This is a genomic window from Thermostichus sp. MS-CIW-40, assembly GCF_054058315.1.
This window is the reverse complement of the sequence record NZ_JBSSAC010000049.1, coordinates 1-21,098: the sequence shown is the minus strand read 5'-3', so window position 1 is coordinate 21,098 and position 21,098 is coordinate 1. Positions and strand designations below refer to the sequence as shown.

Here is a 21,098-nt window from a genome sequence, read left to right as displayed (position 1 = left end):
CCTTTCGCGGCAGCGGGCCGGAGGCCTTTCTGGTCGGTGCCATCAACATCCTTGCTCGCGGGATACAGCTGTTGCGAGACGAAGGGCAGGACACGGCCGACGCTGCGGTCGGGATGCGGGTGGGTGAACCACCCGTGTCAGCCCGGATGGCCTGCGGATCGAACTGCACGGGCGGTCGGAAGCAGGAACCCGCCGAGACGACTGCGCAAGGAGCCATCCATGCGCAGCGTGGTAGGAATCTCCGGCCTTCAGGCCGGGGAGGATGTCAAGGTATTCTGTAGAGTACGCCAAGGCTGGCTCTTGCTACGGCCCCTAGATGTTGCCTTGTGTAACAGCAAGGGCATAATCTTTTGTCCTGCCTAGAGGTCTGCTGTACAACGAAGAGCGAGATACAGCTTTTCTCGACGTTGTGGGAGGTCTGTGGAGTTATCTGTGGAGTTAATAGAATCCCGGCCCCCTACACGTCTGTACTGGCTTCGGGAGGCGTCGTCGGAAAAAGCTGTGAGCCCCATTGCTAGCAACAGCCGGTTAGTTCCACTTTTGGGAATCGTCATGGAAAGTCGTGGTTACAAAAAGTCCTCACAGAAGAGCTTTGAGTTGATGCGGCATTTCGCAGAAACCTACGCCAAACGCTCCGAGACCTTTTTCTGCTCGGATCCATCAATTACGACGGCGGTGATCGAAGGCTTGGCTCTGCACAAAGAGCAATTGGGCGCCCCGCTGTGTCCCTGTCGTTTTTATGAAGACAAAGAGGCAGAAGCAAAAGCAGGCTATTGGAATTGCCCCTGTGTACCCATGCGGGAGCGAAAAGAATGTCACTGTATGCTGTTTTTGACGCCGGATAACCCCTTTGCCGGCAAGAGCCAAACCCTAGAGGAGGTGCCCCTGGAATACCAAACTACCAAATGACAGCGCCCGGCAGGGACAAAGGCAGGCTTTGGAAGGGTGACAGGGCTCGGTATAATCGAAAAACCGTTGGGCAATGGTTATTTGCACGAGGAGGAAACGCTTTTATGACTCCCTCACTTGCTAACTTCCTCTGGAGCTTGGTGGCTGGTGCAGTTGTGCTGGGGGCTCTCTTTGGCGCCATCATCTTTGTCAGCCAAAGGGATAAAGTGCGTCGTCGCTGAGATCCCCGCTCGTTGGCACTTGCCCGCCAATGCTTCCCTTTTCCCTGTACTGCTATCGCTGGGTGGGGAGAGACTGGGGTGGCAAGATGTGGCTGCGGTACGCAATCGCTGGAGGGCTTCGCCCCTGTTGTCGGGGATCCAGCTGGGTTGGGTGACCAACAGATTGAGATCTAAGGTGCTTGAAGCCGTTGTTGCAAACGATCACACCTTATGATCGAAGACTATCCAGCGATACCCCAGGGATCCCTTGCCAGCGTTGACCCACCCCTTGTATTACTGGCGGCAAAAAAACCGCTACTACCACGAGGATCTGGAGCGGCTGCATCGCTTTTTTGTCCCTGCCGGTTTGCGCATCTTGGAGATTGGTTCCGGCACGGGATCTCTGCTCAATGCCTTGCAGCCCAGCTTCGGGGTGGGGATCGACCGAGATGCGGACATTGTTGCCCAAGCTCAGGCAGAGTTTCCCCATCTCCATTTCCGGGTGCAAGATGCCCACACGCTGGACAAAGGGGATCCCGTCTTGGCGGAGCCTTTTGATGTGATCTTGCTCGTCAATACCCTGGGCTACCTGGCCGACATCCAGCAGGTTCTCCAGCAGTTGCGCCGCTTCTGTACCCCACGCACCCGCCTGATCCTCTCCCACCACAACCCGCTCTGGGAGCCGATTCTGGGCTTGGCAACCGCTCTGAAGCAACGGATGCCTCTGCCGGCAGCCAACTGGTTATCGGCAGCCGATGTGGCCAACCTGCTGCACTTGGCAGGATACGAGGTCATTCAGCAGGGCAAGCGGCTGTTGTTGCCGCGGCGGATCCCGTTCCTTTCGACTGTGATCAACCAGGTGATTGCCCCACTGCCCGGGATCAACGCCCTCTGCCTGACGGAATATACGATCGCTCGCCCACAACCTGACCCGGCTTGGGATCCTCCCCCTGAGCAGCAACCTTCCTGCACCGTGGTGATTCCGGCTCGGAATGAAGCGGGCAACATCCGCCGCTGCGTGGAACGCTTGCCCGAGATGGGATCCCGCACCGAGATCATTTTTGTGGAGGGGCATTCCAGCGACGGGACTTGGGCCGAGATCCAGCGGGTGCAGGCGGAATACCAAGGGATCCGCAATATCCGGGCTCTGCGGCAGGAGGGCAAGGGCAAGGGGGATGCGGTGCGCAAGGGGCTGGCTGCCGCTACAGGGGATGTGTTGATCATCCTCGATGCCGATTTGACGGTACAGGCAGAGGACATGCCCAAGTTTTTCCGGGCTGTGGCTTCCGGGCGATGTGATTTTGCCAATGGTTGTCGCCTTATCTATCCCCTGAAACCAGAGGCAATGCCTCGGCTAAACCAATGGGCCAATCGTTTTTTTGCCGCTCTCCTCTCCTACATTCTCGGCATCCGCATCAAAGATTCCCTCTGTGGCACCAAGGCCCTGTGGCGGGAGGATTACCAGCAGATTGCCAGGCTACGCCAAGAGTGGGGGGATTTCGACCCGTTTGGAGATTTTGACCTGTTGCTGGGATCCGCCAAGCGCACCCTGAAGATCCTGGATATCCCCGTGCGCTATTTCCCCAGAACCTATGGTCGCTCCAACATTCACCATGTGCGAGAGGGGCTGCGGCTGCTGCAGATCTGTGGCTTTGCCCTCAAGCGCTTTAAGGGGTGCTGAATGTTGCTCTAGACCAAAGGCGCCGGTCTGTACTTCTGTCGAGGCAGGGCCAGTCTCTGCAAGTACTTCTCCACCGTTGGGATTCCCGCCTAGGCACCCAGGACTCGTTACAATAATTAGTCAATCGGATCACTGTAATGTGTGGATCGGCCCCCATGGGGAGTGCCACGGGAACGAGCAATGGGAGAATCCGTATTGAGCAGGCTGGGCCAATGGATCTCGAATACCCCCCTGCGCTCCCTCGACCAAGCTTATGAGGCTGCCCTGCGCATTAAAGCCATTGAGGATCAATACTTCCAGGGAGGGTCCATTGGCAGCAATGGGCAACACGGCCAGAATGTCAGCCGCTACTTTCAGATTCAACTGCGCCGGCAACTGCGCCAGATCGATCTGCGTTTGGCAGAGTTCAGAGCCAGCAGCGCCCTTTCTCGCCTGCCGGATCCCGAGCAAAATGGCAGCGGCCCTACTTCTGCCCAAGATAAAGCTCAACAACTCCATGCCGCTGAGGCCAATGTTTCTGAAAGCAGCAGCGAAAACTCCGAGAATGGTTGCCAAAGACGAGATCTTTCCATTTTGGAGAAACTGCAGTTTATCGATCAGGTGACTTCTCGATACAAACGCCCGACCAGAAAATCCCAGCCCATCTCTGCTTCAATTTCCACTTCACCTGAGCCTCTCGAACGGCCAGAACAACCTACCTCAACCCAACCCAGTTCTCCTGATGTCTCTGTCAAGGCAGGCTCCGGCAATGGCGCTGCCCCGGTCGCTTCCAAAGCTGCGATTCTGCCCCGCTCCATTCTGCGCACGGCCAGCCAAATCCGCCGTGAGCTGAGTTCCCAGGCCGAAGAGGAACTGATCCAGGAGTATCGCGAGGCTCGCACTCGCACACTGGTATCGATTCGTTTTCTGTTGTTGTTGGCCATTTTGCCTCTGCTCACCCAGATCCTCTCGAAAAACTTTCTGTTTGGGCCATTGGTAGATCACTTGCAACAACGGGAGCCTGCCATTGTGGCTCTGAGCCACGAATTTCAAGAAAAAGCCCTGACAGAGTTCGAGTTTTTCAAGGAAAGAATAGAATTTGAGCGAGCTTTGCACCATCAATCTCCAGAGTGGGATCTGGAATCAGCAGATCAACTGTCCATGAAGGCAGAGGAACTGCTGAAAAAATATAGCCGTAGGAACTCGGAAGGCTTGAAGAATATCCTTGCTGATTTGCTTTCGCTGCTGGTGTTTGGCTGGCTTATCTTTGTTGGGCGTGAGGAAATCGAAGTCCTCAAGTCTTTTTTGGATCGTCTGATCTACGGTCTCAGCGATAGTGCCAAGGCTTTCATTATTATTCTCTTTACCGATGTGTTTGTCGGTTACCACTCTCCCCACGGTTGGGAGGTGCTGCTGGGTAATTTGGCTGCCCATTTGGGGTTACCGGAGAACCGCGATTTTATCTACGGCTTTATTGCTACTTTTCCGGTTTTCCTAGATACGCTTTTTAAGTATTGGATCTTTCGCTATCTAAACCGTGTATCGCCGTCTTCGGTGGCCACCTATCGGGCTATGAACGATTAAGGGTTCGCAGTTGCATTTCAAACTGGGTTGAGACGCTTCCCAAGCGCTCCTTGCCGCTGCCGTAACCATCCACAACCTCTCTCAGAGGAAGAAAGAAGTTGGGGATCGACCTGACGAATCGTTTGATTGCCATTTGAAGCAACCGTAATTCGAGTTTCCTGAGTTAGCTGGGCGGGCGTAAGGATTGTCGATGGCAGAACCCACAGACAAACCAACGCTCCAATTCGGCGGCAGGGGTGGGACAGCGGCAGGCGGGGCAGGGGAACAGGTTTTGCTGGGTTTGTTGTTGCTTCACCACTCTGGCCCAGCGCTCGAAAGCCACTTTCGGGTCGGAGGTGGGCTGTTTTGGATTGGGGCTGCGACAGGATCCAGGGCGTTGTCCATCTTGGTCTGCTGGGCGGGGAGCGCCATAAAACTTGCTGGTCAGCTCCGCATCAGGATGGGGGGCAGCCGGGCTGGATCCCTTGTGCCAGGCACCAGGGCTGAAGCGGATATCGCTGAGGGGAGGTTGGATGCGGCTGTTGAGTTTCTTGAGAATGAGCTGACGTTGCAAGGTTAAATTTTGCGCCCAGGCCGGGGTAGAGGTGGCCACTTGCAGCACCTGTCGGCACACGCTGAGGGGATAGGTTTGGGCGGCTACGGCCTCTCCGACGAGTTCGGGCCAAAGCTGCCGCAGGGTTTGCATTTGCTTCAGTTCAGCCCAACGGGGATGGCTGCCAAAGCTTCCCAGTACCTCATCTAACCGCTGCAACATGGTGTCGATAGGGTGTCAATGGCAGGCAATAGCTTAGGAAACACCATTTTGGTCTTCCGGCGATTGAGCCGCTTCTTTGAGGGCAGAGTGAATGGAGTCGGTATCGGGCAAAGAAGGGGATCCGCCATTTTGACTGAGGGGGGCAAATCCCTCTAGGCTGCGGATATGAATATCTTGTTGCGGGAAGGGGATGCGGATCCCACGTCGCCGAAACTCAGCCTCGATCAGGAAGTTTAGCTCGCTGATCAAGACAAACTGATCTTGAGGACGGTTGATCCACACCAGCAGCTCAAAGTTAAGTGCAGAAGGGCCAAAGGACTTGAGCCAGACTTGGGGGGCGGGGCTGCTCAACACCCGAGCATTTTCTTTGGCGGCGCTGAGCAGGGCTTCGGTAACCAAGGCGGTATCGGAGCCGTAGGCCACGCCGACCGGAATGTGAATGCGACAGCGGGGATCCCGGTAGCTCCAGTTCACCACCTTCGATTCGGTAAAGCGGGAGTTGGGCACAATCACAAAAATGCGATCCAGGGTGCGCAAGACGGTGGCCCGTGGGCCAATGCGCTCCACCGTGCCGAGCAGGTTGTCCACTTCCACCAGATCCCCGATTTGGATGGGGCGCTCCAGCAAAATGGCAATGTAGCTGATGTAGTTGTTGGAGAGGTTTTGCAAACCAAAGCCGATCCCCAAACCCACCGCCCCGGCAATAACCGCCAAGGAGCCCAGATTAAGGCCGCTGAAGGGCAAGACCAGAAGGATGCCGAACAGGGTCAGGATGTACTTGAAGATGGCCGCCGAAGACTCTTGGGTGCCCAGATCCAGCCCCAGGCGTGCCAAAAAGCGCTGCTTGAAGCCAACGCTGACGTAGTGGGCGCCGGTGAAAACCAAGATGGAGAGGACGAGGAAGACCAGCAAGCTGGCAATCGAAACGCTGGAGTTGGGCAGAGGCTGGGTGAGAACGCCCAGAGCCGTGGCGACCACACGACCCAGGCCCAGGTAAAAGGAGCGCTGAAACGGTCGCAGGGCAGGTATGAAGCTGATGCCGCGATCCAGCGAGATGCCGGCGATGAGGATTGCCCCCACGCCCCGCAGCAGCATCCCACCCACATCAATCCAGGTGCCCCAGGCCTCTCCGGCCTTAAGCTCCAACCAGCCTTGCAGACGGGTTAAGCTGCGGTCAAACAGCCGCCAGAGGAAGAACCCCACCACCAGGGTGGCGATCCCTGCTAAAAGGGTCAGAACCAGCACGCGCGGATCCTGGGCCCGCTGCAGAGCCAGCAGATCTTTGCGGTAATCGGCAATCGCTTGCTCCAACCGCCGCGCCCAACTGTTAGCCACCAGACGCACGTCATTCAGGTTCACCTGACCCGGTGCCACCCTGCGCTCCGCGGCAGCATCGGCATAGGTGACGGTAAACAAATACCGTTGGGTGGCCTCAAAGCGGCCTCTTTCCCCCAGGCGTAAGATGTATTGCCCATTGGCATCCTGGGCTACCCGTACCTCTGGCTGTGGCAACTGCCCTTCTTCGAGAAAGCGCTCGATGATCGCCCGAACGTTGTCGGCCCGCACATCGCTGGGGTAGTCTGCCGTCTGCAGGCGGAACACCGGTATGTTCCCGACCAGCACTTCTGTGCCCTCTTGGCCGGTCAAAGGGATCCCGATTGGGCTGGGGGCTGGGGCAGGGGATCCCTCCGGTGTGGGGCGGGGATCCGTCAGGAAAAAGTTGGGATCCCGAAATTCAAGGGCTTGAGCCAATGAAGGGGCAGAGGCAACGGCAGGGGTGAGCCAGAGACCTATCCCCACCATCAGCCCAACCCAAAGAGCTGCTCGCTTAAGTGGGACGGAGTCCTGCATGGCCGGTTTGGTACGAACGCCTATCGATCAATTGGGGATCCCTGGTGCTGCCCCGCAAGCTCATGGTGGCACAAGCCGACCTCAATTTTGGCCGATCTGAGCAAGGATTTTAGGTGCCCTGAGAATGGCCCAGAAGGCGTTGACGCAGCTTTTTGATTCTATCTCGCAGCTCGGCGGCTTCCTCAAATTCTAGGTTTTTGGCGGCCTCTTTCATCTTCAGTTCCAGTTGGCCGATCAGCTCTGGAATCTCGGAGAGAGGAATCTCCTGCGCAGCTTGAAAGGCTTTTTCCAGATCTGGGTCGTTAAGTTTGCGGGAGATGGCCAAAAAAGACAAGATGGCATTGCTGTTTTTCTTGACGATGGGCTTGGGCGTGATGTTGTGTTGGCGGTTGTATTGCAATTGAATTTCGCGGCGACGCTGGGTTTCGGCAATGGCCCGGGCCATGCTGCTGGTCATGGTGTCGGCGTACATCACCACCATACCGCGGACATTTCGTGCTGCCCTCCCAATCATCTGAATCAGGGAGCGCTCTGCTCGCAAAAACCCTTCTTTGTCGGCATCCAAAATGGCCACCAAGGAGACTTCCGGCAGGTCTAACCCTTCCCGCAGCAAGTTAACTCCTACCAACACGTCAAAGGCCCCTTCTCGAAAATCTTGTAAGATTTCAATTCGCTCAATCGAGGTGATCTCGGAATGCAAATAGCGAACTCGGATCCCTCGCTCCTGGAGATATTCTGTGAGATCTTCTGCCATCCGTTTGGTGAGGGTGGTCACGATCACCCGTTCGGCAGATCCCTGCCGAGAGCGTTCCAATCGCAAATAAATTTCTCCCAGCAAATCGTCCACTTGCCCAGCCGTGGGGCGCACATGCACCTCAGGATCCACCACGCCGGTGGGCCGAATTACCTGTTCGACAACCCGACCGCTGCCGGGCACATAGAACTTCAGGGTCTTGCCATCTTCCACCAGGGTTTCAAATTGGGCCTCGCTCTGCTCCAGTTCCCAGTTGCCGGGAGTAGCCGAAACAAAGATGCACTGATGAACTTTGGCCCAAAACTCTTCGGCTTTGAGGGGGCGATTGTCGAGGGCGCTGGGCAGGCGAAAACCATGATCTACCAGCACCTGCTTGCGGGCACGGTCGCCATTGTACATGCCGCGAATTTGGGGCACGGTCACGTGGGATTCATCCACCACCAGCAGCCAATCGTCGGCCTTGAAATAATCCACCAAGCAGGCGGGGGGCTCTCCTGCTTTGCGCCCTGTTAAATGTCTGGAGTAGTTTTCGATCCCGTTGCAATAGCCCACCTCTCGCAGCATTTCTAGGTCGTAGCGGGTGCGCTGCTCTAGGCGTTGAGCTTCCAGGAGCTTGCCTTCTTTGCGAAAGAAGGCCAGTTGCTCTTCCAGTTCTTGCTCGATATTGAGGATCGCCCGCTCCAATTGTGCTTCCGGCGTTACAAAGTGCCGAGCAGGATAAACTCTGAGGGCGCTGAGGCTGTTCAAAATCTCACCTGTAACCGGATCAATTAAGCGAATGGCCTCGATCTCATCGCCAAAAAATTCGATGCGAATGACCCGATCCTCATACGCCGGCACAATTTCCAGCACATCCCCTTTGAGGCGAAATCGCCCCCGCACCAGCTCCAGGTCATTGCGCTCGTACTGGATGCTGGCCAGATCCCGCAGGACATCCCGTTGGTTAATCTCCTGGCCGACTTTGAAGGGGATGGAAGCCTTCAGGTATTCTTCTGGCATGCCCAGACCATAGATGCAGCTCACCGAGGCCACCACAATCACATCCCGCCGTTCAAACAAGGAGCGGGTAGCCGAGTGCCGCAGCATATCGATTTCATCGTTGATAGAGGAAGATTTGGCGATGTAAGTATCGGTGCTGGGAACATAGGCTTCCGGTTGGTAATAGTCGTAATAGCTGATGAAGTATTCGACGGCATTATTGGGAAACAGCTCTCGTAGCTCATTGCACAGTTGTGCCGCCAGCGTCTTATTGTGGGCCATCACCAAGGTGGGCCTGCCCACCTGCTGAATGGTATGGGCGATGGTAAACGTTTTGCCGGTTCCGGTTGCCCCCAGCAAGGTTTGGAAACGATGGCCTTCTGAAATCGACTTCACCAAGCCGGCAATTGCCTTAGGTTGATCTCCGGTGGGTTGATAGGGAGAAACCAGTTGAAACTCTGACATGGGTTTGACTTTCGGATGGGCCTAGATAGCTGCCGGGCTGGTCAAGGCAGGGCTGATCTGCACGTTGGTTTGGAATGGTGGTGCGGATCACAAAGGCTTGTGGGGTGCCTCTAAACTTGGCCGCCTGCTCAGCGGTGGGCTCCAGCTGGCACACCAGGGTTAGCCTCTGTTCCATGGTAAGGTTTTATCATGCAGGACTGAGGGCAGCGCTTCTTCACTAGGCCTGTTCATGCCAGCAGTGCAGAGCAGTAGGGCCTGGGTGTCCGCGCCATGTCTCCCTCGGTGCAGAGATTGAGATATGGGACGACGGCAACTCTTGCGCGGGATCCTGATTGGGCTTGGTCTTCTGGCCGCCATGGTGGTGTGGGTTGTCGTATGGCTGCTCACCCGCAGTCCGGTAGCTTTGTTGCTGGCCCACCCGGAGCTGCCACCCATTGTGGGCTTTGCCCCCAGCTCCGCACAAGCGCTGCTGGTGTTGGCTGTTCCCCTGGACGAGGTGCAAGCGTTTTGGCAAGCGGCAACTCCTGCCCCCCAGCGACGCGCTGCCCGTCAGCAGTGGCAAAAGTTTTTCTCCCCTGAAGGCCCAGGCTGGCTGGGATCCTTGCTGGCCGGGGGATCCCTTGATTTCGAGCGGGAGGTGCGGCCCTGGCTGGGGAAGAGCACCCTCCTGGCCAGCTTGCCAGAGTGGGGCACCTTGGTTGCCCTAGAAACGCGGGATGCGGCGCTCTCTCAATTTGAGCTGAACCTGTTGTGGGAACGGCAGAGCTTGGCCGGGAGGCCGGTGCAGGTAGACACTTACAAGGGCATTCAGGTGGTGTCCAGCCCGATTCCGGGCCTGCAGGGTTTCTCGGCAGCGGTTTTCGGCGAGCAATACGTGTTGCTGGCGGAGCAGCCTGCTGCCATTCGCGCCGCCATCGATGCTTGGCAATTGCCGCAGTTGTCTCTGGTGGCTCAGCCTCTGTTTCAGCAGGTCATCCAGCCCTTGCGGGAGGCGCATGTGGGTTGGGCCTTCTGGCAAAATCCAGAGGCGGTTTCTTCAGATGGGCTGACGTTGCAGGCGGTAGGGCTGGGGTTGGGGGTAAACTTCCGCGGCTTGGTGGCCGAAAGTGCTGCCCTCTGGCATGCGCCCGCTGGCTTCTCCTTGCCGGCGGCAGAAGCCTTTCGCCCGCAGATCCTTCAACATCTGCCGGATAAAACCTTGGCGCTGATTTCCGGAGAGAATCTGGTCTCAGTTTGGCAGAGCCTGGGGCAGATCCAGCCCCTAAATCCCCTGGGGTTGCGGGTGGATCCCGGCCAGTGGCTGCAGCGCTTGCAATCTCAGGTGGCGCTGGACTGGCAGCGTCTGTTGCCGGAACGGGGAGAGTTTGCCTTTGCCCTTTTGCCCGGCGACGGGGATCCAGCCTGGCTGTGGGTCGGTAAGCTGCCGGATGAGTCGGTCGCGACAGCGGGACGGAGTCCTTATTTCGACTTGGATGAGCGGGCACGCGCCCAAGGCTGGCAGGTAATCTCTCTGGCAACGAAGCGTGGCACCGCCACCGCCTGGGCCCAACCGACCACTCCTGCGGGGGAGACGGAGTCCTTGCCGTCAGAACCCCCGCCGGTCGCGACAGCGGGACGGAGTCCTCACCGCTCCACCCATCGACCGGAGATCCCCGTGTTGGCAGGGGAGCGGCTGGAAGTCAGCGGGAAGGGAGGATCCGCGTCATTGCAGGCGGCAGAAGCTCTCCCCCAGTCGCGTCAGCGGCGCGGAGCGCTAACGCTGCCAGGGATCCCGCTGCCGGCACAGGTGTATCATGCCGATCGCAAAGGCTATTCCTACCTGGCCTCTTCTTTGGGGGCTCTGGAGACGGCCCTCGCAGATCCCCCCTTGAGTGCAAATCGCGCCTGGCGCAAGTTGGTGGCTTCCCTGCCCCACCGCAATTTGGGCTATGGCTATGGATCCCTGGGGTTGCTCTTGGAAAGCGAGCTGCCCGACCCGGTCGCGTCAGCGGCGCGGAGCGCTAAGGGATCCCGCTGGGCATCCACGCGCTTTGCCTTCGCCACCACAGCCCTAGCGGTTTCTGAAGCTCCCTACCCCGATCGGGGCTGCCAGATTACCCAAATGGGCAAGCTGTTTTGGGAGTGGCATTGAGGGTCAGACTATCCAGGGATCCCGGCAGTTGGCGTGGATGTATTTGGCCAGGTAGACCTGGTTGCCTGTTTCATTCCACTCCACAAAGTCGAAGATTTGGGTGAGCAGCAGCATTCCTCGGCCCGACTCTTCGGTTTCCAAGATGTTATGTTGGCATCGGTGGAGCTTCTCTTGGGGACAAAAGCCGGGCCCTTGATCCCGCACCAGCCATTGGTAAAAGGGTTCGGAGCTGGCGTACTCGATGATCACCTTCTTGTTGGGATCGAGGCCGTTGCCGTGGCGGACGGCATTGATGATCGCTTCCTGTAGGCCCAAACGTATTTCCGCTCTCCAGGCAGGAGGGACTTTTGAGATCAAGAGATCGAGGACAGGCTGAGTGTAGAGGGTGGAGGGAAAGCTGATAACGCTCCAGGAGCAGTGGGCGGGTTTGAGGGAAAGGGCAATCACGGAGGCAGTCTTCCCTGGGGCACGGCACTCTGACCCCATTCTAGCAATCCCATCGGGGTCAACCCCAGCAGAGGTGCGGCAGGAGCTCGGCAAGGGGACTTTTGCCGTACCATCTTGAGTGGTAAGTCTCTTCGCGGTTTTATGGCGATCAAGGTTGGAAATAAGGTCAAAGTTCGCTCTGTCCAGGATCGCGGACAAGAAAACCTCAGCGCTCTGGTGGGCAAAGAGGCTGTGGTGCTGGCACGGCGTGTGGTCGATGGCAGCGGTGTCGGCTACATTCTGGAGTTTCCCGATCGCTCTCGACATTGGTTTTTCGAGAGTGAACTGGAGGTGCTCTAAGCCCCTGTCTGTGTTCTGTTGTCTAGAGGGTCGGTTGGTGGCTTCTCCTCCTCATTTGACTCGCCGTTTGCTGGCCCGCCAGATGGCCGCGCAGGTGGATGGCCTGACCGTGGAAATGGCTGCTGCTGCTCTGGAGGCTATGCTGGACAGCATTAGCCAATGCCTGGCCCAGGGGGGATCCGTGCGGCTGGCTCGCTTTGGCACGTTCTCGCTGCGCCATCGTCCCGCCCGGCAAACCTATCATCCGCGCACCAAGGCCCCTGTTCACATCCCGGCTGCCGATGTGCCTCATTTTGTTCCCAGCCCTGAGCTGGGGCGTCCAGCTGGGGTTCGGGTGTCCAAGTCTGAGTCCGCGGGATCCGTGTAGGGTAGCTGCAGAATGACCGTCCTGCTGTGGTTTCGCACCGACTTGCGCCTGCTGGATCACCAGCCGCTGACGCGGGCATGCCAACAGGGATCCCCTTTGATCCCCTTGTATTGCTTGGATCCCCGCCAGTTCGGCGAGACTTCCCTTGGGCTCCGCCCCAGAACCGGCCCTTTCCGCGGTCAGTTTTTGCTGGAGAGTTTGGCGGATTTGCGGCAGCAGTTGCGGTCGCGCGGCTCGGATTTGGTGATCCGCCAGGGACAGCCGGAACACGTGATCCCCACCTTGGCACAGGAGTGGGGAGTCAAGGCGGTCTACGCCCATGAAGAGGTGGGCACCGAGGAGAAGGAGGTGGCGGCAGCGGTTGAGCGGGCTTTGCAGCCTCTGGGGATCCGGCTGCAGGTTGATTGGGGCCATACCCTCTATCACCCTGAGGATCTCCCCTTTTGTCTCTCGCAACTGCCGGAGCTGTTCACCCGCTTTCGAAAGCAAGTCGAGGGGAGCACCCCCATCCGGGATCCCTTGCCCATTCCCGCGATCCCCCCCCTGCCGTCGGGTTTGGATCCCGGCCCTCTGCCCACCCTGGCCTCGCTGGGGCTATCTTCACCTGCCGGGGATCCACGGGCCCGCTTCACCTACCTTGGCGGCAGCACTGCTGCCCATGCCCGCCTGCAAACCTACTTTTGGGATCGGGATCGGCTGCGCCTCTATAAAGAAACCCGCAACGGCATGTTGGATCCCGACGATAGCTCCCGGCTTTCTGCTTGGTTGGCGCTGGGCTGCATCTCCCCTCGCACCGTCTATGCCGAGGTCAAGCGTTACGAGCAGGAGCGGGTGCGCAATGAGTCCACCTACTGGCTGGTGTTTGAGCTGCTGTGGCGGGATTATTTTCGGTTTATCTTGGCCAAGCACGGCGCTAAACTGTTCCGTCCCTCTGGGATCCAAGGGATCCCTATCCCTTGGCAACAGGATTGGCCGCGCTTCCAGGCTTGGTGTCGAGGTGAGACGGGCTACCCCTTGGTGGATGCCAACATGCGGGAGCTGGCGGCTACCGGATTTATGTCCAACCGGGGACGGCAGAATGTGGCCAGCTTTTTGACCAAGAACCTGGGCATCGACTGGCGCATGGGCGCTGAGTGGTTTGAGTCGCTGCTCATCGACTACGACGTGGCCAGCAACTACGGCAATTGGAACTACACCGCCGGCGTAGGGAATGATGCCCGTGGCTTCCGCTACTTCCACATCCCCAAACAATCTCGCGAGTACGATCCCAAAGGAGACTATCTGCGCCACTGGTTGCCGGAATTGGCCGGGATCCCGGGGGATAAAATCCACGAGCCCTATCGCCTCACTGCTGCCGAGCAGAAGCAATTTGGAGTCCGGTTGGGGGTGGACTACCCTCGCCCACTGGTGGATTTGGAGAAGTCTCTCGCGGCCAACCGACGGGTTTACGAAGCTGCCCTGGCCTGCCGATAGGCATTGCCTTGTCTGGGGCTTCTTCCCGAGAGGGGGCTAAGGGGATTTTCTGAGGCGCAGTTCCGGCCCAAGAGTGCTATTCTAGTTAAGCACTATCCTGGCTCAGTAGCTCAGCGGTAGAGCAGGGGACTCATAAGCCCTTGGTCGCGTGTTCAAATCACGCCTGAGCCATCCATGCCAAACTCTTGTCAGAGGTTTCCGAGCCTGACAGATACCCTAGCTGGCTTGTAGCAGAGGCTTGTCGTAGAGTTATGAGCGAAACATGTTGGGATCCCTGTCTTCACATCGGTTCTACAAATGGCCGTTCCGGATTATCAGAGCATGACTCTAGTCAATGATACGCTGGACTATACTGAAAATAATGTACAGTATGTTCAGTATGGCTGCTTGGTATGGCTAGGTATGTAAAACCGAGAGAAGCGGCGGACTATTTCGGGGTGTGTCTCCACACTTTGAGGCGATGGGAACAGAAAGGCTGGATCAAGGCAATACGTACACCATCCGGTAGGGCGAGAAGGTATGACCTCGACAGCTACATCAAAGCGCCCAGAAAGGCCAAACGAGTCGTTTTGTACGCCCGAGTCAGCAGTCGGGGGCAGAAACCAGACTTGGAGAGACAGATTGCAAGGCTGGTTAACCTCTATCCTGGAGCCGAAGTGGTCGGAGAGGTTGGCGGCGGTCTCGACTTCAAAAGACCAAAGTTCCTTGCCTTATTGGAACGAGTCCGTGCAGGAGATATCGGAACGATTGTGGTCGCTCACAGGGATCGACTCTGCCGGTTTGGATTTGAGTTCGTTGAGTGGTACTGCCGCCAATACGGGTGCGAAATCTTGGTTCTCGATGACGATCACCTTTCTCCCCAACAGGAACTGGTTGAGGATATCCTCGCCATCCTGCACTGCTTCAGCAGTCGGCTCTACGGACTCAGAAAATATCGGGCTGCAATCGAGAAAGATACGGATTTATCCGGAACCGGCGTTGGCTAAGATTTGGAAGCATTGGCAGGCGGCGTGCCGGTACTGCTACAACCAAGCGACTGCCTATCAGCGTCAGCATGGTGCCCCAAAAACGGCCAGAAAGCTGCGGGACATCATCCTGCGCTCCGACCTGCCCCAGTGGGTGAAGGACGCCCCCTGCCACATCAAGCAGAACGCGGTCGTCGAGGCGTGGCTGGCGTTTCGCCGAAGCAAAGACGCGAGGTTTCGCAGTGTGCGGGACAGGTCGCATACGCTGCAATTCAACGCCGGCAACTTTCGCAATGGGACGTGGTATCCGAAACTCACCCGAGGTTTGGCGTTTCGTGCATCCGAGGAGATGCCCAGAGAATGGGCACGTGGGACTGAACTAATGCGGGTGAAAGACAGATGGTATGCCATCTTTCCTGAGCCCGTGAACGAGCAGTGTTCGCTAGCAAAGGGGGTGATTGCGCTTGACCCTGGAGTAAGAAGTTTCTTTACAGGGTTTGATGGAGCAGGTTTTGTAGATATTGCCAAGGGGGACTTTGGTAGAATCGCTCGGCTGTGCTACCACCTAGACGATCTGCAGTCCAGGCTGAGTAAAGCACCGAGACCCAAGCGTAGGCGAATGCGGCAAGCGGCGTTTCGTCTGCGGGAGAGAATCAGGAACTTGGTGGACGAGTGCCATCGCAAGGTAGCGGCGTTCCTGACGGATAACTACCGATTGATATTCCTCCCCACTTTCGAGTCAGCCCAGATGGTTGCCAAGGCAGGGAGGAAGTTTGGTAGCAAGACGGCGAGGGCGATGCTCACCTGGGCGCACTATCGGTTCAAGCAGCTCCTGAGGTTTCAAGCCCAAAAGAAAAACGTGGTTGTCGTGGAAGTATCGGAAGCGTACACCAGCAAAACCTGTACCAAGTGTGGGCACATCCACACTAAGTTGGGTGGCGCAAAGGTGTTCAGATGCCCCAAGTGCAACCATAGGCTACCACGAGATTGGCAAGGCGCTCTGGGTGTTATGCTCAGAGCTTTGCGGGATACCGCCTTTCTGTTTGGACTCCGTCCCACTAACGCGGTCGCGTCAGCGTCGCGTAGTGACAACGGAAACGGGCAGAATGCTATCGCTTCACCGTTGAGCAGTAATGCTCAGCAGTGTTCAGCGTAAATGTATCAGAATATGTTTTTGAAGGGATCCCTTCTAGCGCTCTCCCTCTGTTGTTTTCCGCGAGCGAGTTGAGGTCGCTTTCTTCGCGCCAGCGGATGCCGCAGATCTCTTGGATGATTTCTTCAGAGTAGGGGGCAACGCTGTAGGAGTTACGAAAAATACTTCCGATAGGGCATCCAGTTTTTTGCCTCGCGTAATTTTGCACCCCAGCTTGGTTATGGGGGTTAAGTCCTGCCACCAACTTCTATCCGCCTCTGCAATCCGGGCAGCTGCAATGGTTACATCGACTCCCTTGAGGGGACTGCTGGGTTGCTCGGCTAGGTATCTTAGCGCAGCCAAGATAGTCTCTCTCGATGTATTGGTCAAATTTACCTTCGGAACAATTTCTTTGGCGAGAATCTGGGCCTGCTTAACCTGCTCTGGATCAGGATCGACAACGATACACCATAGCCTTTCCAGTCCCGCTTCTTGAGCAACTGCATAGACAAAATGGTTACCAATGGCTTTGTACTGATAGTCGCCAGCCTCGACCACCAGCAGAGGAACCCAGTTGTGTCCTCCTGTCGCCCTTAGCTGATCTGCGGCTGCGGCAACAAGGAAGGAGGGAGCAGAAAACCCATCGGCGGGCGTAATGCTCTCAAGGGGTAAGTTAACCAACCTACCTAGATCTGAAAACTCACTCATCGATAAAGTACTCACGGGCAAGACTCTGGTAGTATTCTAAAACTCTCCTGTCCCTAAAGACGGCAGGAGTTCGAGCAAAGCTTGCAGAGGATATCACTGCATAGTCAGGTATCCTAAAAATGCTTTTGTTTTCATTACCTCTCTTAAAATGCGGCCAGAAATATGGACGTAGATCTACACTTTTCTCCTGGTCGATAAGCTTACCTATCTCTTCGTTAGCTAGTTTAATAGTAGTGTATTCACGTCCCGAAGGGACACCGTTGAAAAAGGTAGGCAAAGCAATAGGGCCACCATCCTGTCGTGACTTAGCAGTTTCTGGAACAAAGCTGGTGATTACTCTAGCAGCATTATTCAGGGAAGACAGATCGTCGGGGCGGGTAGGTATCAAAATAACATCGGCAGCAAAAACACCACTTTGGCTGAAGTAAAGCCATTGAGTTGGGCAGTCGACTAGGATGTAGTCATACTCATTGCGAAGAGGGGCAATCAGATCGCGAAGGCGCCGAGTTCCCTTCTGGATATATGCTACCGCCTGGCTATCAGTTAACGTTTCCAGTTCAGGGTCTCTTGGGATGATGTCAAAGATGGAAACTATACTCTGTTTGCCTTGTCTAACTGTCTTGAGTCTGTATGTTTGGACAACGGAATGAACATCTATTTTGGGATCCTTTAAGCACTGCGTCAGTGTAATTTTTCCAGGAGTAACTCCCAAGCTTCTTGTCAGATCACCCTGAGAATCAAAGTCAACAACTAAGACCTTTTTTCCCTTGGTTTTTAGTGCTGCCGCAAGGTTAATGATCGTCGTTGTTTTGCCTACGCCCCCTTTATTGTTATACACGCATACAGTCAGAGCGCGCTCATAGTTTTCTATCTTGTCTCGCAAGTTACGCACTATGCTCTCAATGTTATCTGAGCTAATATCAAGGTTTGCTGTAGCGGGGTGAACGACTTTTCCGTGCTTCCTCCAAAGCTGGATGTTATTTGCATTGGTGATAATTCCCCATTTTGCAGATTTGCAGTTCTTGGCAAGCAAGTAACTTTCTATCTGACAAACTGCATCTCTATAGCAAGATCCTTCTCTGAGATTAACTGCTCTAGATTTTGCCTCCAAAAGCAAGTAGGGATTCTTCGGGGATCTAAGGAAAATATCTTCAGGATCTCCGTTCTTTCTTGCTGCGAGATCGACCTGGCCGCAACCTGTCTCGAATTCATCTCTAATTTCCGAGTCGTCAAAGCCAAGTGCCTGCAGGAGAGGAACAGCAAAGTGTTGGACAACAACTCGCTCTACCCTCTCGGTGGGAGATATCCTCTCAAGCTTCTCTCGGAGAGAGCTAGCCGCAGTCATAGGAAAAAATAGGAAAAAATAAGGTGGACAATGCTAACCAAGCTAAAAGCTCGCCCTCAGCATAGCAGTTGCTTGGCTCGTTCTGCTAGTGCTTGGGCTGTCAGGCCGTTGTAGTCCATCAATTCGGCGGGGGTGGCGGTGGTTTCCCCGCGTTTCCAGGCAAAAATGTCGCGCGGGCCAGTGTAGCGCAGTGTCAGAGGCTCCAACATCAGGCTGGATCCGCCTGTTACGCCGATGAGGGCCTCGCCGGCAAACCAAGCGGCAAATTCTTGGTCGGACATGAATTCCCCATCTGGCTGGGCACAGGTGGACCAAGCCACGTCGCCGGGGCGATACAGACGGCGGGGGTTAATCACCGAGACGATTTTGCAGCCGATCCCTTGGGCTTGGAGCTGTTCAGCCGCCTCGAACACGGGCAGGAGAATCATATCCCCCACCACGGCAAAGACCACGGTGCGGGATCCAGGAAGTTCCTGAAGGACGGTGCAGCCTTGCTCTACTGCTTGGCGAGCTTGTTCGAGGGTGGTGCGGATGGGCAGGGGGGTTTTGCTGGCGATGATAGGGATCCCTTTGTTGCAGGTGGATAGGGCCCATTCGTAGGCAGCTTGGGCACAGTTGGCATCCGGCGGGAAGAGGGGAAAGATGTTGCCGTTGCGCATCATGGCCGCCAGGTAGGCTTCAATTTCCGGGCGTTGGTGGGTCCAGCCGTTGCGCCCCTGTTCCAAAGCGCCGGCAGTGAAGAGGGCAATGGCCGAGGGGGTGGGCCGGCGCAGCTCTGCCATGGCTTGGGTTACCGTCTGCCAGATGGGTAGGCCGTTGACGGCAAAGGACTCGTAGGAGCACCACAGGGAGCGTCCGCCGAAGAGGGCTAGGCCCGCCGTCAGTCCTGCGCAGGCATCTTCGCTCAGGGGCTCATAGACTTGTCCTTGGGGCTGTTGGTTGTATAAGGGATCCACCGTGGGGTGAATCACCTTGAGACCTTGGTTCACATTGGCGATGCCGGAAGCTTCGTTGCCGTCGGCATTGGCCACCAAAAAGTCGGGATCCTTCTGCCCCACCTGCACCACCAGGGATCCGATGGCCGTGGTGGAAACCTGCTTGTCCCCCAGGGGAAACTCCGTCAGGTTCAGGGATCCCAAAGGCGGCAAAGGCCGAACGAACTCTGTAACCGCCACCTTGGCGGCTGGCCCCCCGGCTGCCCGTTGGCAGTTTTGTCGCACCAGGGCCCAAGCTGCCGGATGTAAGGCCCGCGCCCGCAGAGCCGCCACAATGTCCGGGTGATCCAGAGTGTGGTGGCCGTAGAGGTTGTGGGACTTGGATCCCTTGGCATGTACCCCAGCCCCCTTCAGTTGCTTGAGGATGAAAACCGTTAATTGTCCGCTCAGGGCTGATTGGATGGCTCGCTCCATTTCGATCAGCACCCTTTGGGCAAAGGCAAGGCGGGCTTCTAGGGAAAACTGAGTGCTGTCGACGTAAGGGCCAGGCTGTTGGGCATCGTCAAAGTCCTTGGCATCCACCAACACCACTTCCTCAAAGCCGTTGCCCCGCCAATACTCGGCCATCTGGGCGTTGCTGGCGGTGGAGATCATGCTGTGGTGCTCTTGGCTGTAGCCATTCCAGACCAGCACCGGCAGGAAGTTGGTGCGCTGCGGGAAAGCCGTGTGGAAGTGAATCATGGAGCTCATCACATAGGGCTCTCCCAGGCCGCCATCCCCAATCGTGACCGGGAAGAGGCGATCCGGGTAGAGTAATGCCCCCGCCATGGCAAAGTGCTGCCCCTGCCCCAGCGGCCCAGCCGGCGCCAGCAGTCCGGGAATGTAGCCAGAGAGGTGACCCAACAGCCCTTCCCGCTCTCGAAAACGGGCCCGCAGGTCGGAGACGGTGTGGATGCCCATCTCGGCCAGGGATCCATCCAAAAACATGGCCGCGTAAAAGCCCGGCGCGTGGTGCCCAACTTCGGTGGGGATGTTCTTCTGGCCCAGGTACACCAGAGCGGCATAGGCTTCTGCTTGGCTGGCAAATCCGCCCGGATGGCCTGAGGCTTTACTGGCGGTCATTTGCAGGGTGAGGTAGCGCAAGGCATCGGCATAGAGCAAGGTTTGGTAGGCGGCCATACGACTGCCGGGATCCCTCAGCTTCCCGGTGCCGGCATCCACTGCAGGGGCCTGGCCCAGGCGGTCAAATTCCGGCCAGGGATCCCCGAAGTACTGGATCCCTTCGCAAAAGGCGGGGACTTGGGCAGTTGCCTCCTGAGCCAGTGTCATCGGTTCAGCCTCACGCTTGTTGGGTTATTCACACTCACTCTAAACCCGATAACGCTTTTTGGACGTTTCTGAGCAGAACTCGTCCAGCCGACGATGCCCCCTTGCGCCCGGATCATCTCCAGGGTGGCTTGCTTGAACTCTGGGAAGTAGCTGGCGGTGCAATCTTCCACCAGCAGGCACTCATAGCCGCGGTCATTGGCCTCGCGCATTGTGGTTTGCACGCAGACTTCTGTGGTTACCCCGGTGAACAGCAGGTGGGTGATGCCGCGCTTTTGCAAGATTGCTTGCAGCTCGGTGGCGTAGAAAGCCCCCTTGCCGGGTTTGGGAATGACGATCTCTCCCGCAATCGGGGCAAGCTCAGGGATGATGGCGTTGCCCGGCTCTCCCCGAATCAAAATCCGCCCCATAGGGCCTTCGTCCCCAATGGTCAGGGATCCCTTGCCGCGTTTGCGCTTGCTGGGCGGGCAATCGGAGAGATCTGGCTGGTGACCCTCCAGGGTGTGGATGATGGTTAGGCCCTTCTGACGAAAAAAGTCCAGCAGCCCCTTCAGGGTGGGCACAATGGATCCCAGTTGGGTGACATCGTTGCCCAACATTTCCCCAAAGCCGCCCGGCTCCAGGAAATCTCGCTGCATATCGATGATCACCAGGGCCAAGTAAACTACCCGGCTCCGACCGCTAAGCGGTACGGAGCGGGCTTTCAGTAGCCCTGAGCCTGTTCTGCTCTACCAGAGAACAAAACAAGCCCGGACCTCTAGGCTGGTTTACGGCA

General features: G+C 56.9%; 19 protein-coding genes, 1 tRNA gene and 1 pseudogene. 13 read left to right on the top strand and 8 right to left on the bottom strand.

The genetic code is table 11. The features are described from left to right. From ACVWXF_RS12355 to pxcA, 5 genes and pseudogenes are all read left to right on the top strand, one after another. Window positions 1-281: pseudogene (locus tag ACVWXF_RS12355) on the top strand (hypothetical protein); the annotation flags it as partial. A 271-nt stretch (window positions 282-552) separates the two neighbouring features. Continuing rightward, on the top strand, window positions 553-909 hold the full coding sequence (locus ACVWXF_RS12350; protein WP_011432451.1) for a ferredoxin-thioredoxin reductase catalytic domain-containing protein: 357 nt from the start codon (window positions 553-555) through the stop codon (window positions 907-909). A 104-nt stretch (window positions 910-1,013) separates the two neighbouring features. Next, on the top strand, window positions 1,014-1,130 hold the full coding sequence (locus ACVWXF_RS12345) for a photosystem II reaction center X protein (protein WP_011432450.1): 117 nt from the start codon (window positions 1,014-1,016) through the stop codon (window positions 1,128-1,130). Between the two features lie 256 nt (window positions 1,131-1,386). Then, a complete protein-coding gene (locus tag ACVWXF_RS12340; RefSeq protein WP_457474536.1) occupies window positions 1,387-2,790 on the top strand; it encodes a glycosyltransferase in 1,404 nt (467 codons plus the stop codon). A gap of 180 nt (window positions 2,791-2,970) precedes the next feature. Further along, window positions 2,971-4,353 (top strand): proton extrusion protein PcxA, encoded by a 1,383-nt coding sequence (gene pxcA, locus ACVWXF_RS12335; RefSeq protein ID WP_457474535.1) that lies wholly within the window; start codon window positions 2,971-2,973, stop codon window positions 4,351-4,353. A 163-nt stretch (window positions 4,354-4,516) separates the two neighbouring features. On the opposite strand, the gene ACVWXF_RS12330 is transcribed toward pxcA, so the two are convergent. Both ACVWXF_RS12330 and ACVWXF_RS12325 read right to left on the bottom strand, forming a co-directional pair. Further along, on the bottom strand, window positions 4,517-5,107 hold the full coding sequence (locus ACVWXF_RS12330; RefSeq protein ID WP_457474534.1) for a DUF721 domain-containing protein: 591 nt from the start codon (window positions 5,105-5,107) through the stop codon (window positions 4,517-4,519). 33 nt (window positions 5,108-5,140) lie between these two features. Next, window positions 5,141-6,910 carry a mechanosensitive ion channel family protein gene (locus ACVWXF_RS12325; RefSeq protein ID WP_457474533.1) on the bottom strand — a complete coding sequence of 590 codons (1,770 nt, stop codon included), beginning with the start codon at window positions 6,908-6,910 and terminating at the stop codon, window positions 5,141-5,143. Window positions 6,911-6,939: 29 nt separating this feature from the next. On the opposite strand from ACVWXF_RS12325, the gene ACVWXF_RS12320 reads away from it, so the two are divergent. Then, window positions 6,940-7,071 carry a hypothetical protein gene (locus ACVWXF_RS12320; RefSeq protein ID WP_414343450.1) on the top strand — a complete coding sequence of 44 codons (132 nt, stop codon included), beginning with the start codon at window positions 6,940-6,942 and terminating at the stop codon, window positions 7,069-7,071. On the opposite strand, the gene uvrB is transcribed toward ACVWXF_RS12320, so the two are convergent. Next, a complete protein-coding gene (gene uvrB, locus ACVWXF_RS12315) occupies window positions 7,068-9,155 on the bottom strand; it encodes an excinuclease ABC subunit UvrB (protein WP_457474532.1) in 2,088 nt (695 codons plus the stop codon). The genes ACVWXF_RS12320 and uvrB overlap by 4 nt on opposite strands. A gap of 298 nt (window positions 9,156-9,453) precedes the next feature. On the opposite strand from uvrB, the gene ACVWXF_RS12310 reads away from it, so the two are divergent. Then, window positions 9,454-11,286 carry a DUF3352 domain-containing protein gene (locus ACVWXF_RS12310; protein WP_457474531.1) on the top strand — a complete coding sequence of 611 codons (1,833 nt, stop codon included), beginning with the start codon at window positions 9,454-9,456 and terminating at the stop codon, window positions 11,284-11,286. 3 nt (window positions 11,287-11,289) lie between these two features. On the opposite strand, the gene ACVWXF_RS12305 is transcribed toward ACVWXF_RS12310, so the two are convergent. Continuing rightward, on the bottom strand, window positions 11,290-11,733 hold the full coding sequence (locus tag ACVWXF_RS12305) for an ATP-binding protein (protein ID WP_011432443.1): 444 nt from the start codon (window positions 11,731-11,733) through the stop codon (window positions 11,290-11,292). A 141-nt stretch (window positions 11,734-11,874) separates the two neighbouring features. On the opposite strand from ACVWXF_RS12305, the gene petP reads away from it, so the two are divergent. From petP to ACVWXF_RS12275, 6 genes are all read left to right on the top strand, one after another. Continuing rightward, window positions 11,875-12,072, top strand: a complete 198-nt coding sequence (gene petP / locus ACVWXF_RS12300) for a cytochrome b6f subunit PetP (RefSeq protein WP_041436278.1) — start codon at window positions 11,875-11,877, stop codon at window positions 12,070-12,072. Between the two features lie 37 nt (window positions 12,073-12,109). After that, the gene (locus ACVWXF_RS12295; protein ID WP_238376891.1) at window positions 12,110-12,439 is read left to right on the top strand and encodes an HU family DNA-binding protein; all 330 of its coding nucleotides are present in this window, start codon (window positions 12,110-12,112) and stop codon (window positions 12,437-12,439) included. A gap of 12 nt (window positions 12,440-12,451) precedes the next feature. Further along, entirely contained in the window at window positions 12,452-13,912 is a 1,461-nt protein-coding gene (locus ACVWXF_RS12290) for a DASH family cryptochrome (protein WP_457474530.1), read from the top strand. 99 nt (window positions 13,913-14,011) lie between these two features. Beyond that, window positions 14,012-14,083 (top strand) — tRNA-Met (locus ACVWXF_RS12285). Window positions 14,084-14,304: 221 nt separating this feature from the next. Further along, window positions 14,305-14,898: an IS607 family transposase gene (locus ACVWXF_RS12280; protein ID WP_457474529.1), complete on the top strand. Its 594-nt coding sequence runs from the start codon at window positions 14,305-14,307 to the stop codon at window positions 14,896-14,898. After that, window positions 14,786-16,033 (top strand): RNA-guided endonuclease InsQ/TnpB family protein, encoded by a 1,248-nt coding sequence (locus ACVWXF_RS12275; RefSeq protein ID WP_457474538.1) that lies wholly within the window; start codon window positions 14,786-14,788, stop codon window positions 16,031-16,033. The genes ACVWXF_RS12280 and ACVWXF_RS12275 overlap by 113 nt, the downstream gene beginning before the upstream one ends. A 33-nt stretch (window positions 16,034-16,066) precedes the next feature. On the opposite strand, the gene ACVWXF_RS12270 is transcribed toward ACVWXF_RS12275, so the two are convergent. From ACVWXF_RS12270 to ACVWXF_RS12255, 4 genes are read right to left on the bottom strand one after another with little or no spacing between them, the layout of a single operon-like run. Beyond that, the gene (locus tag ACVWXF_RS12270) at window positions 16,067-16,717 is read right to left on the bottom strand and encodes a Rho termination factor (protein ID WP_457474528.1); all 651 of its coding nucleotides are present in this window, start codon (window positions 16,715-16,717) and stop codon (window positions 16,067-16,069) included. Further along, the gene (locus ACVWXF_RS12265) at window positions 16,710-18,062 is read right to left on the bottom strand and encodes an AAA family ATPase (protein ID WP_457385807.1); all 1,353 of its coding nucleotides are present in this window, start codon (window positions 18,060-18,062) and stop codon (window positions 16,710-16,712) included. Before ACVWXF_RS12265 ends, ACVWXF_RS12270 begins: the two co-directional genes overlap by 8 nt. A gap of 56 nt (window positions 18,063-18,118) precedes the next feature. Further along, window positions 18,119-20,326, bottom strand: a complete 2,208-nt coding sequence (locus tag ACVWXF_RS12260; RefSeq protein ID WP_457474527.1) for a phosphoketolase family protein — start codon at window positions 20,324-20,326, stop codon at window positions 18,119-18,121. Then, entirely contained in the window at window positions 20,323-20,961 is a 639-nt protein-coding gene (locus ACVWXF_RS12255) for a cysteine hydrolase family protein (RefSeq protein ID WP_457474537.1), read from the bottom strand. Before ACVWXF_RS12255 ends, ACVWXF_RS12260 begins: the two co-directional genes overlap by 4 nt. Window positions 20,962-21,098 lie beyond the last annotated feature (137 nt).